This window comes from Salinimicrobium flavum (genome assembly GCF_042684505.1).
Taxonomy (GTDB): domain Bacteria; phylum Bacteroidota; class Bacteroidia; order Flavobacteriales; family Flavobacteriaceae; genus Salinimicrobium; species Salinimicrobium flavum.
Map to the genome: position 1 here is coordinate 215,700 of NZ_JBHULT010000010.1, position 16,183 is coordinate 231,882.

Consider the following 16,183-nt stretch of genomic DNA (forward strand, 5'->3'; position numbering starts at 1 on the left):
TTGTTCGCAAAGTTATAACATAAAAATCTATCAAAAAATTCTGGAAAATACTAGGTAAAACGGTGCTGGCACTGTTACTTCTTTTTATCATATTATTGATAGTATTTTCTATTCCCGCCGTCCAGACCTCTATCGCAAATAAGATCACCAAATCCTTGAAAGAATCCAAAGATGTGGATATCAAAATTGGGAGGGTAGGGATCACCTATGGCGGAAAACTTGATCTTAGAGACGTGTTGGTGCTAGATCATCACATGGATACTCTTATCTTTTCACAGAAGATCAATACCTCGCTTACCAGCCTTACCAGCATTTACAATAATAATCCCACCCTGGGAAATACTACTGCCACTAATCTCCTGCTGGATATGAAGATCTATGAAGGAGAAGAGAATGACAATCTTAATATACTACTGAACAAGCTCAAGAAGCAGAAAAAAACCGAATCTTCTCCATTCATTCTGACCATTGATGAAGTTGAAGTACTCGACGGCAGGTACAGCTACATCAATGAGAATACCCAAAATCCGGAATTTGTGGTTTTGGAACAACTTAATCTTAATGCCCGTAATTTCCTTCTGGATAATTCTGAGGTTTTTGTAGACGTGAGAAAACTGTCGGGGGTTGAAAAAAGAGGGATCAGGATCGATTTTCTCAGTACCAAATTTGCCTATACTTCCGAAGCTTTGAGCCTTAGCGAGCTGGAGCTTAGAACTGCCGAATCTTCTCTGGAGGCAGATATCGAAGTTGATGTTCAGAACGGGTTTTCAGATTTCGTGAATTCGGTGCCTATCATTGTTGATTTTAAGACGGCTTCAATTTCAACCAATGATCTTAAACCCTTTTATGAAGGATTTGGTGGTGACCAGAAGATCTCCTTTACAGCTCTTCTAAGGGGGCCTCTGAACAATTTTACACTTTCTGACCTGGATATGACCGGTATGGATCGTACTGTCATAAATGGAAATCTTTTGCTGAAGAATGCCCTTTCTGGAGGGGATGAACCTTTTTCCCTGGAAGGAAAGGTTTCGCAGTTGGCCACCAACTATTATGATCTGGTGAATTTGTTACCCGGCTTATTAGGGCCTAAACTTCCCGATGAACTTAAGGAATTTGGAAACCTTCAGTTGCAGGGAGCAGTTTTTGTTTCTGCTACAGACCTTGATTTTGACGCTAAGTTGTTTTCGCAGTTGGGTTCCGCAGATGTAGATATGCAGATGCAAAATTACAATGAGACCTCCACGGCTACTTACCAGGGGGACATTGTGGTTAATAATTTCAATCTAGGGAAACTACTTGGATCAAAAGCATTTGGCCTTACCTCATTTGACATCAGGATCAATGGAAGGGGATTATCGGCAGAAACCCTCAATTCAGATGTAAGGGGACAGATCTCCAAACTGGTTTATAATGGTTACGCTTATAACCGACTAAAAATAAGGGGCACCCTGAAAGCTCCTGTTTTTAATGGAAACTTTATTTCTCTCGATCCTAATCTGCAAATGGAATTCAATGGCCTTGCAGATCTTTCAAAGGAGACCAGTGTCTATGATTTTGAAGCATCGGTAGCCTATGCAGATCTGGCTGCTCTTAACTTTGTAAAACGTGACAGCATTGGGATCTTTAAAGGGGACGTCATCATGAACATGAGTGGAAGCGATCTAAATGACGTTGCCGGAAATATTTTGTTTCTCAACACTTCCTATAAAAATCAGAATGACACATACTCGTTCCGGGATCTTAGGATCACTTCCAGTTTTAACGGACCTGTTCGTACCATTGAAGTTAACTCTCCTGATGTCATAAACGGAACGGTTGAAGGGGTATTTGATATTACAGAGGTTCCTGCACTTTTTGAAAATGCTGTAGGTAGTCTCTATACCAATTACAGGCCCAACAAGATCACTACTAACCAATACCTGTCCTTTAATTTTGATATTTACAATAAGATAGTAGAAGTATTCTTCCCTAAGATCACCCTGGCACCCAACACTTTTATAAGGGGCAGTGTGGAATCTGATGAATCTGAATTTCGCCTTACCTTCAGATCACCCGAGATCAAGGCTTTCAACAATATGTTTGATAAGGTGAATGTCCAGGTAGATAATTCCAATCCACTTTTTAATACCTATGTCGAGATTGACAGTGTCTCTACCGATCTTTATAAAATATCAGATTTTAACCTTATTAATGTTACCCTCAACGACACCTTATTTATTAGATCAGAATTCCGCGGAGGCCCAAGAAATGATGATGAATACAACCTGAACCTGTACCACACGATTAACCAGGATAACAATTCGGTAATTGGTCTACAGCGGTCAGACATCAAATTCAAGGAAAGCGTTTGGCATCTCAACGAGCAAAATAACCGTTCTAACAGGGTCATCTTTGATAATGGATTGCAAAATATAAGAGTTGATTCACTGGTACTTAGTCATGGGGAGGAAGAGATAAGGCTCAATGGTCAAATGAGGGATTCAACCTATAAGGATTTTAAAATGCAGTTTGAGAACGTTGACCTTTACAAGGTCACTCCTGAGATCGATAAACTTTCCATGGAGGGTATAGTTAACGGTACACTTAACCTGCTTCAGCAAAACGGGGCCTATTATCCCAATACCTCGTTAACCATAAAAGATCTGGTGGTGAACGATCAGCTTTTGGGGAACCTAAACCTGGACGTAATGGGGAACAGGGACCTTAGTTTTTACAATGTAAACACCACTCTGAGGAATAAAGGCCTGGAATCTCTCTCGGCCATTGGAGAAATAGTGGTTAATGAAGAGACCCCTAATATAAACCTCGATGTGAACCTCAGGAACTTTGAAATGGCTGCCTTCAGCACAATTGGTGGGGATGTGATCAATAATATTCGCGGACTGGTATCAGGAAATGCCAGGGTGACCGGAAATTATAAGAATCCTGACATCACCGGACGTTTAAGATTAAAAAATGCAGGACTGGGAGTTCCTTATCTGAATGTTGATTATACTTTTGAAGATGATGCTGTGGTAAACCTCACGGAACAACAGTTCAATTTTGACCAGATTGGAATTACAGACACCAGGTTCAATACCACCGGAGTACTGGATGGGACCATTTCGCACCAGAACTTCCGGAACTGGGTTTTGGGATTAAACCTTTCTACCAACAGGCTACTCGTCCTTAATACTGAAGAAGCACCGGATGCACTTTATTACGGCACAGCCTTTATGGCCGGAAATGCGTCTATTTACGGACCTACTTCAGAATTGGTTATAGATGTCGTGGGAAAAACAAGCAGAGGTACTGTTTTTAAGATCCCCATCTCAGATTCAGAATCTATCGGGGATAATTCCTTTATTCACTTTTTGAGCCCTGAAGAGAAAGCTGCAAGACTGGCGGGAGAGGAGATCGAGATCCAAGAAGTAAAAGGATTGGAGCTTAATTTCGATCTTGACGTTACCAGCGACGCCCTGGTGGAACTTGATATTGACGGAAGTATTCTAAGAGGAAGAGGTGCCGGAACCCTACTAATAGAGATCAATACTCTCGGAAAATTCAATATGTGGGGGGATTTTATTGCCAACACGGGAGAATATATTTTTAACTACGGAGCCTTGCAAAAACGATTTGAAGTGCGACCGGGAGGTAGTATCAACTGGAGCGGTAGTCCCGCGCAGGCAGATCTGAATATGAGCGCCGTCTATGAGGCACATGCCAACCCTGCGATCATTCTTGAAAACCCGGGAATTAGCCGAAGAATACCTGTAGACGTTGTCATCAACCTGCAAGGGGAACTGGTACAACCTAATATTTCCTTTGATCTCGAATATCCTAATGTTACCTCTGCAGTTCGGTCTGAGCTCGAGTACAAGATCGAGACAAGTGCAAATACAGAGATCCAGGCATTCTCTCTAATAACCCTTGGGCAATTCTATACTGAAAATGTACTTGCCGGAAATACTGCCAGTGCCTGGGCAGGAAACCTGTTTGAAAGCGCTTCCGGGTTCTTTAACAGTTTGCTGTCTGATGACTCCGGAACATTCCAGGTAGGCCTCAACTATGAACAAGGAGCACGTACCCCTGAGCAATCTACAGCTGACCGGTTTGGGGTAACTCTTTCTACCCAGATCAGTGAACGGGTGCTGATCAACGGACAGGTTGGTGTACCGGTAGGTGGGGTTACAGAAACGGTGATCGTTGGAAATATTGAAATTGAATTTCTTTTAAATGAGGAAGGGAACCTGCGGGCAAAGATCTTTAACCGGGAAAATAACATCCAGTATATTGGGGAAGAACTGGGATTCACTCAGGGAATAGGTTTATCCTATCAGGTGGACTTTGATAGCTTTAAAGAGCTCTTGAGGAAGATCGTAGATAAAGAAATTGCGGCCACCAACAAAGATGAGGAGGAGGAAGAGGAAGTGAAAAAAGAAAGTCTGGCGCCAGATTACATACGGTTCCCGGGGGAAGACTTTTAATAATAACTACCCTATTTTACAGCGATCATGCTGATCTCCACATTTACGAACTTTGGAAGATTGGCAACTTCAACCGTCTCACGGGCAGGGGCCGTTTCTTCCTTAAAGTATTTGGAGTAGATAGAATTGATCTCAGTAAAGTTATTCATATCATTGATGAAGATGGAACTCTTCACCACATTTTCGAAGTTCATTTCCGCAGCAGTTAATACAGCTTTTAGATTACGCATCACTTGTTCTGTTTCCTCCTGAATTGTGGACAGCACTAATTTTCCGTCTACCGGGTTAATTGCGATCTGTCCTGAAATATAAAGAGTATTCCCACTTAAGACTGCCTGGTTGTAAGGTCCAATGGGAGCAGGAGCATCATTGGTTTGAATGATCTTTTTCATAATAAGAAGATGTTATAATTGTCTGTCGTTTTGTCTTCGTTTTTCATACTTGATATCACGCAGCAGAGCAGATTTGATCCCAATGAAGAAATTCCATTGCTCATAGCGTCCAAAGGGCGTCCAGTTAAAGGTCATCCTCCAGCTTTTCAAATCCCGTGCGAAGCGCAGCTGGGTATGGGTAAAACCGTTATTTACAAAATCATAACCAGATGAAGCTCCTACGGTCCACCGGGGTGAAAGTTCCACATCACCCGAGAACATCAGGGAATGGGAAGAAATTTCGCTCTGCCGGGCATTATTTGCGTAGTTCATAGTATAGGCCAGCCTCAGGTCCCAGGGGATGCTAAAGTTATACCACTGGTTATCGGGTCCTTCTTCTTCGGCCACCTGCTCTTCTTCCTCGTCGTAAAAGGTGCCGTCCATTTCCATTCCTTTTCCGAAGAGATCATCAGGACGTCCTCCATTTCTGAAGGTTTCGTTGCTCAGCCTGTTGGTGTTCTCTGTTCCGCCTGTAAAGTCCCGGCTGGAAAATGAATATCCAAAGCTCATGTTTGCGTTGGTCATCCTGAAGAGGCTTCCGCCGTTATTGATATTGAGTTTGTCAATTCGCCTGTTGTCATTGTTAAGGGCATAAATATCCAGGTTGGCACCAAAGTTAATGTCAAGTTTATTGGGAACAACAGGTATAGACCCCCTTACACTTATGGGGGAAAGCTTTAAGGAATCGCCCGCTAAATTGTATGAAGTACTAACATTTAGATTGTTTAGAAGCTTGACCTTTCTTATTTCTGCATCTGCGGAATCTTTTACCTTGGCTTCAAAAGTATTGCTCAGAGACAGGCCTATGGAGCTTGAAAAGCGTTTTCCGGGAGGACCATAAAGAGTACCCTGAAATCGTGAATATTCCACCTCTCTTTCTTCCCGACCGTCTGCAGTTTCGGGGATGAGGTAAGTTTCATAGTAGTGATCGAATCCGGGATTGATGTTATAGCTTATCGAGGGCCTTATCACATGTCTTATTGCCTGATATTTACTATCCGGTTTAAAGTTCATTGTCCCATAAATGGTAGTACCAATACTCGTATTGAAGTTATATGTCCTGTAAGAATCAAATCCGGTAACCGTATCCAATACCTCACGTTGCAGCTCTTCATCATAAGAACGGTCAAAGGTCTTGAACACCCAGTTTTCCGTATAATTACTTCCGGCACTTACACTCAGGTAATTAAACAATTTGAAATTCGTGCTTATTGGGACCGTATGTTGGGCCCCCATTACGGCATCTTCAAACATTTCGGGTTTAAAGAATAGGGAATCGGTGGTGGTGAACCTGTTCTCTCCTCTAAAATTATACTGTAAATTGATATTTTCAAAAACTCCTTTTTTAGCACCTATTTTAGGTTCAAAAGGATAGATCCTTGCAACACTGGCCTGCACGGTGGGCAGGGTCATATTGATCTGCTGTGTATTGGTATTCTGGCTGTGAGTGGCGGTAATACTCAGGTTTACTTGTGGTTCTATAGGAAAGGTCTTGGAGTAGGAAACAGAGGAACTCAGCGTATTGGTCAGCCTGCTCCCGGAGTTGGTCTGGTTGGTGGAAGCCTGATAGTAGTCGCTGCTCCCCAGGTTAACCGATGCCGAGAACCTTGAAGAAGGATTGGCTTTCTGGTCCTGGGAATGGTTCCAACGAAGATTGTAAATAGACCCTTCTGAATAATCAGGGAAGCCTCGCTCACTGTTAATGAGTTTTTCATATCTGAAGCTCAGGTTTCCTCTGAACCGGTATCTCATAGCATAAGAAGATTCCAGCCGCAATCCATAACTGCCGTTGGTATAATAATCCCCCAATGTGGTAAGGTCTACATAGTCACTTATCGCAAAATAATACCCCCCATTTTGAAGGTAATAGCCACGGTTATTGTCTTCACCAAAAGAAGGAATGATAAAACCTGAAGTTTCTTCATCTGTCATCGGGAAATATCCAAAAGGGAGTCCCAATGGAGTAGGCACATCGGCAATGTACATATTTACCAGGCCTGTAACGATCTTCTTGTCTGGTACGAACTTGATCTTACGGGCATAAAAGTAATAATCCGGGTCTTCTTCGTCTTCGGAAGTGGTAAAACGTACATTTTTCATATAGAAAACCGAATCGTTCTCCCTTTTGGTTACCTCTCCAAATACCTTGAATTCCCCCTGTTCAGTTCTGGAATTGAAAACCAGTGCTTTTTCTGTGTCAAAATTAAACCGGATCGAGTCCGGCCTTACAACGCTTTGTGCCTGGGTAAAAACCGGCGTCTGCGTATAAGCGCCTGTAGAATCTGGTATCCCGTAGGCATACACTTCGTTCTTTTCATTGTCCATCACAATTTTTCCGGCAGCAATATGGATGTCCCCATAGGTCACCTCGGCGTTGTTGTAGAGATAAAGGCGATTTTCTCTTGGACTAAGCCTCATGTAATCTTCTGCTGTATAAATTACCTGATCTGTTAAGGCCTGATTTTGACGTCTCACCGTATCCTGCCCGGTGACGGTGATGACCGGTACGGGTGCCTGGATGTTTATAGAGTCCTGAATTGGAGCCACAGAATCACGTTCAGCCGGAATGCGAATACCTTCTTTTGCAGGGATCTCCTGAGCAGTAATTTTATGGCTAAAAAAGAGCATAAAAATACTGCAGGAAAGTATGTAAAGTATATTTGTTCGCAATGCTAGATGTGCTATTTTTGTAAGTGTGGCTTGTTTTTTGAAGTTCAAAATTACATATATTTTTTAAGCTAACTTTTGGGTTTGACAAAAAATAAAATAACCGCCCTAATGAATCGTTATTTCTATATGAAAAAGAACTTTTTACCCCTTCTATTTTTATTATTTTCAGTTTCGCTCTTTGCTGAAACTGAAATTTCAGAATGTGAACCTCCACGCGATAAATTTATCGTAGTGCTTGACGCCGGTCATGGTGGCCAGGATCCCGGGAACAGGGGAAACGGTTATTATGAAAAAGATATTGCCCTCAATATCGTACTCAGCATTGGGGCAGAACTTGAAAAACTGCCCGATGTTCAGGTGATCTACACCCGTAAATCTGATGTTTTTGTTACTCTGGCAGGCAGGGCTGAGATTGCTAATAAAGCCGAGGCAGACCTTTTTATTTCTGTTCATTGTAATGCACATAAGTCGCAGGCGCAGGGAACAGAAACCTTTGTCCTGGGGCTTCACCGGAACGAGGACAACCTGAAAGTGGCAATGAGGGAGAACCAGGTGATCTATCTGGAAGAAGACCATGAAGTCACCTATGATGGTTTTGATCCAAATTCCCCGGAATCCTATATTGGCCTGACCCTTATGCAGGAAGAATATCTTGACCAGAGTATTTTGCTTGCCGACTTTGTGCAGAAGAATTTTACTCATGACCTTAAAAGGGTGAACAGGGGGGTAAAACAAGCCGGTTTCCTGGTACTCCGCCAAACTTATATGCCCAGTGTTCTTATCGAGACAGGATTCCTTACCAATAAAGGGGAGGGAACATACCTCAACAGTAAGTCAGGGCAAAACAGAATGGCTACGGCTATTGTAAATGCAGTTGACAATTATAAGAAGAGTATAAATTTAGAGATCCTTGAAGGCCTGGCAGAGAATCCTCCACTGGAAGTGAATTTGGACACCGCCCCCTTGCCTTCAGACGACTATTATAAAGACGTAACCTTTAGGGTGCAGCTGGCAGCTTCAGGAAAAAAACTGGAACCCAGTCCAAGGAATTTTAAAGGCTTAAAAGAGGTTTTCAGGAACAAGGAGGGAAAACTTTATAAATACTATTATGGAGCCACTTCCAGTTATGTAAAAATTCAGGAACTTCATGATGTTGCAAAAAAGAAAGGTTTTGAGACCAGTTATATAGTTGCATTCCGCAATGACGACAAGATCAGCGTTAATGAGGCGTTAAAAACTAAAGTGAAATAGAGGTACTTTTCTATATTTATTTTTAAATTTGTCCTTCATCAATAAAAGATCTTTGTGAAATATACTAAAGAGGTTAAAACCGCTCTTCTGGCACTTGTTGCCATTCTTCTTTTTATTTTTGGGTATAGTTTTCTAAAAGGTAAGAACTGGTTTGATTCCAGCCGAACCTTTTATGCTATATACAATGATGTGGAAGGGCTTTCTCCCTCTTCCCCCGTAACCATCAACGGACTCAAAGTTGGAAGTGTGACCAAAATCGGATTTTTGGACAACACCGGAAAATTATTGGTGACTTTTAATGTGGACAACAATTTTCCATTCTCGAAAAACAGTATCGCCCAGGTGTATGGAGGTGGCTTAATAGGCGGAAAATCCCTTGCCATTGTGCCCGATTATGAACAAGGAGCACAGGCGAAATCAGGGGATACCCTTCCCAGTGCTATTGAAGAAGGCTTGCTGGAACTGGTGAACGAAAGATTGACACCTCTGCAGGAAAAAGTTGAAAGAGTGATAGTTAGCACAGACTCCCTCATCAATTCCTTTAACCAGGTAATGAATCCTGAAACCCGCGAGAAACTTAGAACAAGTATTGAAGATCTTAGCATCACGGTAGCTTCACTTAAAAGTACCGCCGGTACCGCCAATAATATTTTTTCTGAAAATTCCCCGAAATTGAACAGGACATTTACTAATCTAGATGAAATGTCCACCAACCTAAATAATTTTTCTGATACCCTTGTCGGAATAGACCTCCGGAAAATGACGGATGATCTCGAGAAAGCAGTGGCGAATTTTGAGGACATGACCAACAAGCTTAATGAAGGAGAGGGAACAGCAGCAAGGCTAATAAATGATCCTTCAGTTTATGAAAATCTTGACCGGGCGACCAGGCAATTGGACGAACTAATCCAGGATGTTAAACTGAACCCCAAACGCTATGTTCATTTCTCTGTTTTCGGGAAAAATCCGGGGCCATACGCCCGTCCAAAAGATTCATTAAAATAACCAACCAACCATGCAAATTCTTGCACAAGTCGCTTTTATCCTCGCATTTATTGTAGGGATAGGCATTTTTGTTCGTAATATCCGGAGGATGATCCGGAATATTAAACTGGGAAGAGAAATTGATCGTAATGACCATTCTGCCATCCGCTGGAAAAAAATGGCAAAGATCGCTCTGGGCCAGTATAAAATGGTGCGAAGACCTGTATCGGGCATTGTGCACATCATCGTATACCTTGGGTTTATAATCATCAATATTGAGGTGCTGGAGATCATCATTGACGGGATCTTTGGTACCCACAGGATATTTGCCGGCGCCGGTGCTGCTTATGATTTTCTCATTGCCGCCTTTGAAGTATTGGCCCTCCTGGTGCTGGTAGGGGTGATTATTTTCTGGATAAGACGTAATATCATTCATGTCTACAGGTTCATGGCGCGTGAAATGACTACCTGGCCAAAAAATGATGCCAATTATATCCTTTATTTTGAGATGGTTTTAATGACCTTGTTCCTGGTCATGAACGCGGCAGATCATCAATTACAGATCAACGGGGCTGAACATTATGTTGAAGCAGGGTCTTTTCCCGTAAGCAGTATGTTACTTCCACTTTTAGATGGACTGGGAAATGAAACCCTGATCATTATTGAAAGAACGGCCTGGTGGCTCCATATCCTTGGAATTCTGTTCTTCCTGAACTATCTGTACTATTCCAAACATTTACACATCCTACTTGCTTTCCCAAATGTTTACTTTTCGAAAATACGTCCAAAAGGCGAATTTGATAATATTGAAGCTGTTACCAAAGAGGTGCAGTTAATGATGGATCCTGATGCAGATCCTTTTGCAGCACCTGCTGAAACGGAAGAAGCAGAAGAAGGGGAGCCAGAAAAATTCGGGGCGTCTGATGTATTTGATCTTAACCGGGTGCAGTTGCTCAATGCCTATACCTGTACCGAATGTGGAAGGTGTACCGATGAGTGTCCTGCCAATAATACCGGGAAATTGCTTTCTCCACGAAAGATCATGATGGATACCCGTGACAGGCTGGAGGAAGTGGGAGAGAACATCAATAAGAATGGATCTTTCCAGGATGATGGCAAACAATTGCTTGATGATTATATCCTCAGGGAGGAGATCTGGGCCTGTACCACCTGTAATATGTGTGTGGAAGCTTGCCCTGTTGGTATCGACCCAATGTCGATCATTATTGAAATGAGAAGATATTTAATGATGGAACAAAGCGCGGGTCCCGCTGACCTGAACAATGCTCTTAGTAATATTGAAAACAACGGCGCGCCCTGGCCTTACAACCAGATGGACAGGCTTAACTGGGCGAACGAAAATTAAATGAAGAGGCCGAAAGGCTGCTTAAATCAATTAGAATGGCAGAAAAAATAAAAGTGCCTACCATGGCAGAATATATGGCAGAAGGCAAACACCCCGAAGTGCTTTTTTGGGTTGGTTGTTCCGGTAGCTTTGATGACCGGGCTAAAAAGATCACCAAAGCTTTTGTGAGATTGCTGGACCGTGCAAATGTTAATTTTGCGGTACTGGGTACTGAAGAAAGCTGTACCGGAGATCCTGCAAAACGGGCCGGGAACGAGTTTCTCTATCAAATGCAGGCCGCGGGAAATATTGAAGTGTTGAACGGTTATGAAATCAAAAAGATCGTAACCACCTGTCCTCACTGCTTCAACATCATAAAGAATGAATATCCCGGTCTTGGTGGTAATTATGAGGTCATGCACCATACTACCTTTCTAAAATCCTTGCTTGATGAAGGAAGGTTGACCGTTCAAGGCGGAAAATTCAAAGGGAAAAAAATTACTTTTCATGATCCCTGTTACCTTGGTCGCGGGAATGATATCTATGAGGCACCTCGTGACCTGCTTCGGAAGCTTGAAGTGGAATTGACAGAGATGAAAAGGTGTAAAAAGAACGCGATGTGTTGCGGTGCCGGGGGAGCACAAATGTTTAAAGAGCCTGAACCCGGAGATAAGGAAGTCAACGTGGAGCGTACAGAGCAGGCACTGGAGGTGGAGCCGGAAATTATTGCTGCGGGATGCCCTTTCTGTAACACTATGATGACAGATGGTGTGAAGACCAAAGAAAAAGAAGGCAGCGTAGAGGTGATGGATATTGCCGAAATGATCGCGAACGCTGAAGACCTGTAGATAAATTATACAAAAAGAAAGAGGCTGTCAAAGGAGATTTTACAGCCTTTTTCATTTAAGGCGAAGTTGCTCTTCCTCCTTCAGATCATTTCTTACAAGGTTTACAATATCATCATCGGTGAGGCCTTCTTCTATATAATCTCCATGTATTCCTTGTAAATAGGCATATTCTTCAATGTTGGTAGGATAAACAGGCTGCCTGCGTATCCTCAAATTTTTTTCACTGTAGCCTTTTAAATAAGCAACCACAAGGTCATCATCTTCTACCTGGAGGTGCTTCTGGTCATTGTACCGCATTAATGCTTGCAAACCTTTGGTCACCCCCTGAAAAAGCATTTCAAAATACGTTTTTCCACCTCCGCAGTACTCAGGTTCAAAATGGTAAATATGAATAGGGGCAGAGACCGAATAAAAATACGATTCCACTAAATTATTTTGCTCATCCCAGATGCTACCCACCTCCACGTGTATATTATGTTTTTCCCGCAACCAGTCACGCAGTTGATAAATAGTATCACCCGGCCCGGGATAGCCTGTTTTTCGGGCAGTTTTTATCAGGTCTTCAGTTAAATTTGTCATACCATAAAATTATAGTTGGGCACCAGGTCGACCTATGATTTCTGTCATTTTTATTAAATTAAATCTTTAGATTTAATATTTACATAGAGTGTATTGATCTTTGCATTTAAACTGATAATTTCATTTTAACTTTAACGCCCTGCAGTTTGAACCAAGCTTAAAATCAGCTATTTTTGTAAAAAATAAAACTCCCACAGAATGTTTGTCCCTTTCGAGAATCTACCTGATAGCTCCCGTGTTTGGATCTACCAGTCAAACCGCTCTTTTACAGAACAGGAGCAGGAAGAAATTAAAGTAAAACTTCAACAGTTCATTGAACAATGGACCGCTCATGGTGCCGATCTAAAAGCGTCATATGAACTCAAATATAACAGGTTCATCATCCTGGCCCTGGATCAGAAAATGAATGTGGCAACGGGCTGTTCCATTGATGCTTCTGTCAGTTTCATTCAGGAACTCGAGAAAGAATATGGAGTCGATCTTCTGGACAGGATGAATGTCTCCTATAAACAAGGGGAATTTATAGCCTACAAAACCCTTATAGATTTCCGGAAAATGGCAAAAGACCGTGCCGTTTCTCCCAAAACGATAGTATTTAATAACCTGGTAAATAACAAAGCCGAGTATCTTTCAGAATGGGAAGTACCTGCCTCTGAAAGCTGGCACAAGCGATTCTTAAATTAATGAGGTTACAGAGAAGCACTTTCTGCTTAGTACTCGTCTCACTTTTTTTCCTTCAGGCTGCCTACTCCCAGAACCGTCCGCTCATCGCCGATGATCATGAATTTCAGCGAGCCTGGGCAGACAGCATCTACAATAGGATGAGCCTTCAGGAAAAAGTGGGTCAATTGTTCATGGTAGATATTAATTCAAGCGGTACTTCCGAAGAGATCAGCAAGATCACAGAATTAATTGAGCAACACCATGTTGGCGGTATTCTCTTTTCCAAAGGAGGCCCGCATAGGCAGGCTAAACTTACCAATGAATTTCAGGCCCTGTCAAAAGTTCCTCTTTTGATAGGAATGGATGCAGAATGGGGTCTTGCCATGAGACTTGATTCTACTTATGCTTTTCCGTGGAATATGACCCTGGGGGCTATTCAGGATGATAAACTGGTTGAAGAAGTTGGAGCCAGTATTGCCAAACATGCTGTTCGCCTGGGAGTTCAGATCAATTTTGCGCCTGTGGTAGATGTGAATACCAATCCCGCCAATCCTATCATAGGTAACCGTTCTTTTGGCGAAAACAAAGAAAATGTAAGCCGAAAAGCAGCTGCCTATATTAAGGGTATGGAGCGGGAAAATGTGCTGAGCAGCGCGAAACATTTTCCGGGCCATGGAGATACCGAGACAGATTCCCATAAAACCCTTCCTACTATCGATTTTTCAAGGGAGAGGATCTTCAGGGAAGAATTATATCCTTACAGGGAGATGTTTACCAATGGCCTGAGCAGTGTTATGGTTGGGCATTTGAATGTACCGAGTCTTGAAGGAAGAAGGGATTTCCCATCTTCTCTTTCTCACGGAATTGTTACCGGGATACTGAAAGAGCAAATGGAGTTTAACGGACTCGTGATCACAGACGCCCTGAACATGAAGGGGGTAGCCGATTTTGATAAACCGGGAGAGATAGATCTTGCTGCCTTTCTCGCCGGAAACGACATTCTTTTGATGTCAAAAGATGTTCCCCTGGCTTCAGAAAAGATCATTGAAGCATATCACGAAGGCCTTATAACCGAGGAACGTCTAAAACATTCAGTGCGAAAGATCCTTTATGCAAAATATAAAGCGGGCCTTTACGACCTGGAACCCGTCAACACCGCTTATCTATATGAAGATCTCAACAGTATAAAAAATGAGGTTCTGGCGCATGAACTTTATGAGAACGCGATGACGGTGATCAAAAATGACCGAAGTACCATTCCCGTGAGAGATCTGGAAAGAAGCAAGATCGCGTATGTTTCTTTTGGAGAGGCTTCGGGGGATGTATTTTACGAGCATTTGAATCGTTACACTCAGGTCGATACAGTTACTGCGGAAACCCTTGATGTACTTTTAAATAAATTGGAAAGTTACAATCTGGTAATACTCGGTTACCACCAGTCGGATGAGTCCCCATGGGCAAAATTCAGGATGTCTCAGAAGGAACAGGCATGGTTGTATGAGATTGCCCGCAAAAACAAGGTGATCCTGAACATTTTCACGCGTCCTTATACTTTACTTGACCTAAACTCCACGGGTAACTTTGAAGGCATACAGATAGCTTATCAAAACAACAAACTGGCTCAGGAAAAAGCGGCACAGGTCATTTTTGGTGCTATAGAAGCTAAAGGAAAGCTACCGGTAAGCGCGGGTGAGGATTTTCCCCAGGGAACCGGTTACAGGACCAGGAATATTCATAGGCTTGCCTATGGGTTGCCTGAAAGTGTAGGAATGAATTCCTATAAGCTTAGAAAGATCGATTCCCTGGTAAAACAGGCAATCGATAAAAAGATGACTCCCGGCGTGCAGGTGATTGTGGCAAGAAAAGGAAAAGTGATCTATGAACTTAACGAGGGGTATCATACTTATGAAAAAGAATCTCCTGTTAGGTCTTCAGATGTCTACGATATTGCATCGCTTACCAAAATACTCTCGACTTTGCCGCTGGTGATGGAACTGGTGGAAAAGAATGAACTTGATTTTGATTCCACTCTTGGGCAAATGTTCCCCGAATTTAGAAATACTGATAAAGCCAATATTACCCTGCTGGAAATGCTTTCGCATTACGGTCGCTTTAAATCATGGATCCCTTTTCACAGTGTCACGATAGACCCAAAAACCAAACGGGGGAATAAAAATTATGTACGCGATGTGGAATTTCCGGGCTTCAATACCAGGATCGCAGAAGGCATGTATGTCAGGAATGACATTAGGGATTCAATTGTAAAGGTGATCAGGCAAAGTGAACTTAATAAAAAGAAGGAATACAAATACAGTGACCTCCCCTATTACCTGCTGAAAGCATACCTGGAGAACTCATACGGTACCTCCCTTGATTATCTCATTCAGGACCACTTCCTGCAATCTTTGGGAGCTAATAACACTTCTTATTTGCCTTTAAATAAATTTCCGAAGGAAAGGATAGTTCCCACAGAAGAGGATAAGATATGGAGAAATCAACTGCTGCAGGGATATGTGCACGATCAGGGAGCTGCCATGCTTGGTGGTATTGGAGGGCAGGCCGGCTTGTTTTCAAATGCCAACGATGTAGCCAAGATCATGCAGATGTACCTTAATGGTGGGGAATACGGAGGGAAAAGATTTTTAAAGCAGGAAACGATCAACAAGTTCAATACCTGTTACTACTGTGATGACGAAGTGAGAAGAGGGGTAGGATTCGATAAACCACAGCTGAAGGAGGCAGGTCCCACCTGCGGCTGTGTTTCCATGACCAGTTTTGGACATAGCGGTTTTACCGGAACTTTTACATGGGCAGACCCGGAGGAAGAAATAGTTTACGTATTTTTATCGAATCGTGTACATCCCTCTGCAATCAATAATGACCTGCTGAAAGAGGGGATTCGTACAAGGATACAGGAAGTTATTTACGAAGCCATAGATCAATAAT

At 42.5% G+C, this 16,183-nt stretch carries 10 protein-coding genes; 7 read left to right on the forward strand and 3 right to left on the reverse strand.

Going from position 1 to position 16,183, the window contains the following annotated elements; all coding sequences use genetic code 11:
- Positions 1–62 precede the first annotated feature (62 nt).
- Complete coding sequence (locus ACFSTG_RS11755; RefSeq protein WP_380752928.1) at positions 63–4,466, forward strand: translocation/assembly module TamB domain-containing protein; 4,404 nt, start codon at positions 63–65, stop codon at positions 4,464–4,466.
- An 11-nt stretch (positions 4,467–4,477) separates the two neighbouring features.
- Here the strand turns inward: ACFSTG_RS11755 and ACFSTG_RS11760 are convergent, their stop codons facing one another.
- Together ACFSTG_RS11760 and ACFSTG_RS11765 are read right to left on the reverse strand one after the other, a co-directional pair.
- Positions 4,478–4,858 carry a Rid family detoxifying hydrolase gene (locus tag ACFSTG_RS11760; RefSeq protein ID WP_380752932.1) on the reverse strand — a complete coding sequence of 127 codons (381 nt, stop codon included), beginning with the start codon at positions 4,856–4,858 and terminating at the stop codon, positions 4,478–4,480.
- Positions 4,859–4,870: 12 nt separating this feature from the next.
- Positions 4,871–7,525, reverse strand: coding sequence for a putative LPS assembly protein LptD (locus tag ACFSTG_RS11765; protein WP_380753763.1), 2,655 nt, complete (start codon positions 7,523–7,525; stop codon positions 4,871–4,873).
- Positions 7,526–7,693: 168 nt separating this feature from the next.
- Between ACFSTG_RS11765 and ACFSTG_RS11770 the strand changes: the two genes are divergently transcribed.
- From ACFSTG_RS11770 to ACFSTG_RS11785, 4 genes are read left to right on the forward strand one after another with little or no spacing between them, the layout of a single operon-like run.
- The gene (locus ACFSTG_RS11770) at positions 7,694–8,818 is read left to right on the forward strand and encodes an N-acetylmuramoyl-L-alanine amidase family protein (RefSeq protein WP_380752935.1); all 1,125 of its coding nucleotides are present in this window, start codon (positions 7,694–7,696) and stop codon (positions 8,816–8,818) included.
- Between the two features lie 54 nt (positions 8,819–8,872).
- On the forward strand, positions 8,873–9,823 hold the full coding sequence (locus ACFSTG_RS11775; protein WP_380752938.1) for an MlaD family protein: 951 nt from the start codon (positions 8,873–8,875) through the stop codon (positions 9,821–9,823).
- A gap of 10 nt (positions 9,824–9,833) precedes the next feature.
- Positions 9,834–11,168, forward strand: coding sequence for a 4Fe-4S dicluster domain-containing protein (locus tag ACFSTG_RS11780; RefSeq protein ID WP_380752941.1), 1,335 nt, complete (start codon positions 9,834–9,836; stop codon positions 11,166–11,168).
- A gap of 35 nt (positions 11,169–11,203) precedes the next feature.
- Positions 11,204–11,995, forward strand: a complete 792-nt coding sequence (locus tag ACFSTG_RS11785; RefSeq protein WP_380752944.1) for a (Fe-S)-binding protein — start codon at positions 11,204–11,206, stop codon at positions 11,993–11,995.
- A gap of 51 nt (positions 11,996–12,046) precedes the next feature.
- Here the strand turns inward: ACFSTG_RS11785 and ACFSTG_RS11790 are convergent, their stop codons facing one another.
- Complete coding sequence (locus ACFSTG_RS11790; protein WP_380752947.1) at positions 12,047–12,574, reverse strand: hypothetical protein; 528 nt, start codon at positions 12,572–12,574, stop codon at positions 12,047–12,049.
- A gap of 198 nt (positions 12,575–12,772) precedes the next feature.
- Between ACFSTG_RS11790 and ACFSTG_RS11795 the strand changes: the two genes are divergently transcribed.
- Together ACFSTG_RS11795 and ACFSTG_RS11800 are read left to right on the forward strand one after the other, a co-directional pair.
- On the forward strand, positions 12,773–13,258 hold the full coding sequence (locus tag ACFSTG_RS11795) for an ABC transporter ATPase (RefSeq protein ID WP_380752950.1): 486 nt from the start codon (positions 12,773–12,775) through the stop codon (positions 13,256–13,258).
- Positions 13,258–16,182, forward strand: coding sequence for a glycoside hydrolase family 3 N-terminal domain-containing protein (locus ACFSTG_RS11800; RefSeq protein WP_380752953.1), 2,925 nt, complete (start codon positions 13,258–13,260; stop codon positions 16,180–16,182). The genes ACFSTG_RS11795 and ACFSTG_RS11800 overlap by 1 nt, the downstream gene beginning before the upstream one ends.
- Position 16,183: the final 1 nt, after the last annotated feature.

Bases quoted from the DNA above. Each gene is read 5' to 3' on its own strand.
- ACFSTG_RS11760 (WP_380752932.1), bottom strand. From the start codon at position 4,858: ATGAAAAAGATCATTCAAACCAATGATGCTCCTGCTCCCATTGGACCT.
- ACFSTG_RS11765 (WP_380753763.1), bottom strand. From the start codon at position 7,525: ATGCTCTTTTTTAGCCATAAAATTACTGCTCAGGAGATCCCTGCAAAA.
- ACFSTG_RS11770 (WP_380752935.1), top strand. From the start codon at position 7,694: ATGAAAAAGAACTTTTTACCCCTTCTATTTTTATTATTTTCAGTTTCG.
- ACFSTG_RS11780 (WP_380752941.1), top strand. From the start codon at position 9,834: ATGCAAATTCTTGCACAAGTCGCTTTTATCCTCGCATTTATTGTAGGG.
- ACFSTG_RS11785 (WP_380752944.1), top strand. From the start codon at position 11,204: ATGGCAGAAAAAATAAAAGTGCCTACCATGGCAGAATATATGGCAGAA.
- ACFSTG_RS11790 (WP_380752947.1), bottom strand. From the start codon at position 12,574: ATGACAAATTTAACTGAAGACCTGATAAAAACTGCCCGAAAAACAGGC.
- ACFSTG_RS11795 (WP_380752950.1), top strand. From the start codon at position 12,773: ATGTTTGTCCCTTTCGAGAATCTACCTGATAGCTCCCGTGTTTGGATC.
- ACFSTG_RS11800 (WP_380752953.1), top strand. From the start codon at position 13,258: ATGAGGTTACAGAGAAGCACTTTCTGCTTAGTACTCGTCTCACTTTTT.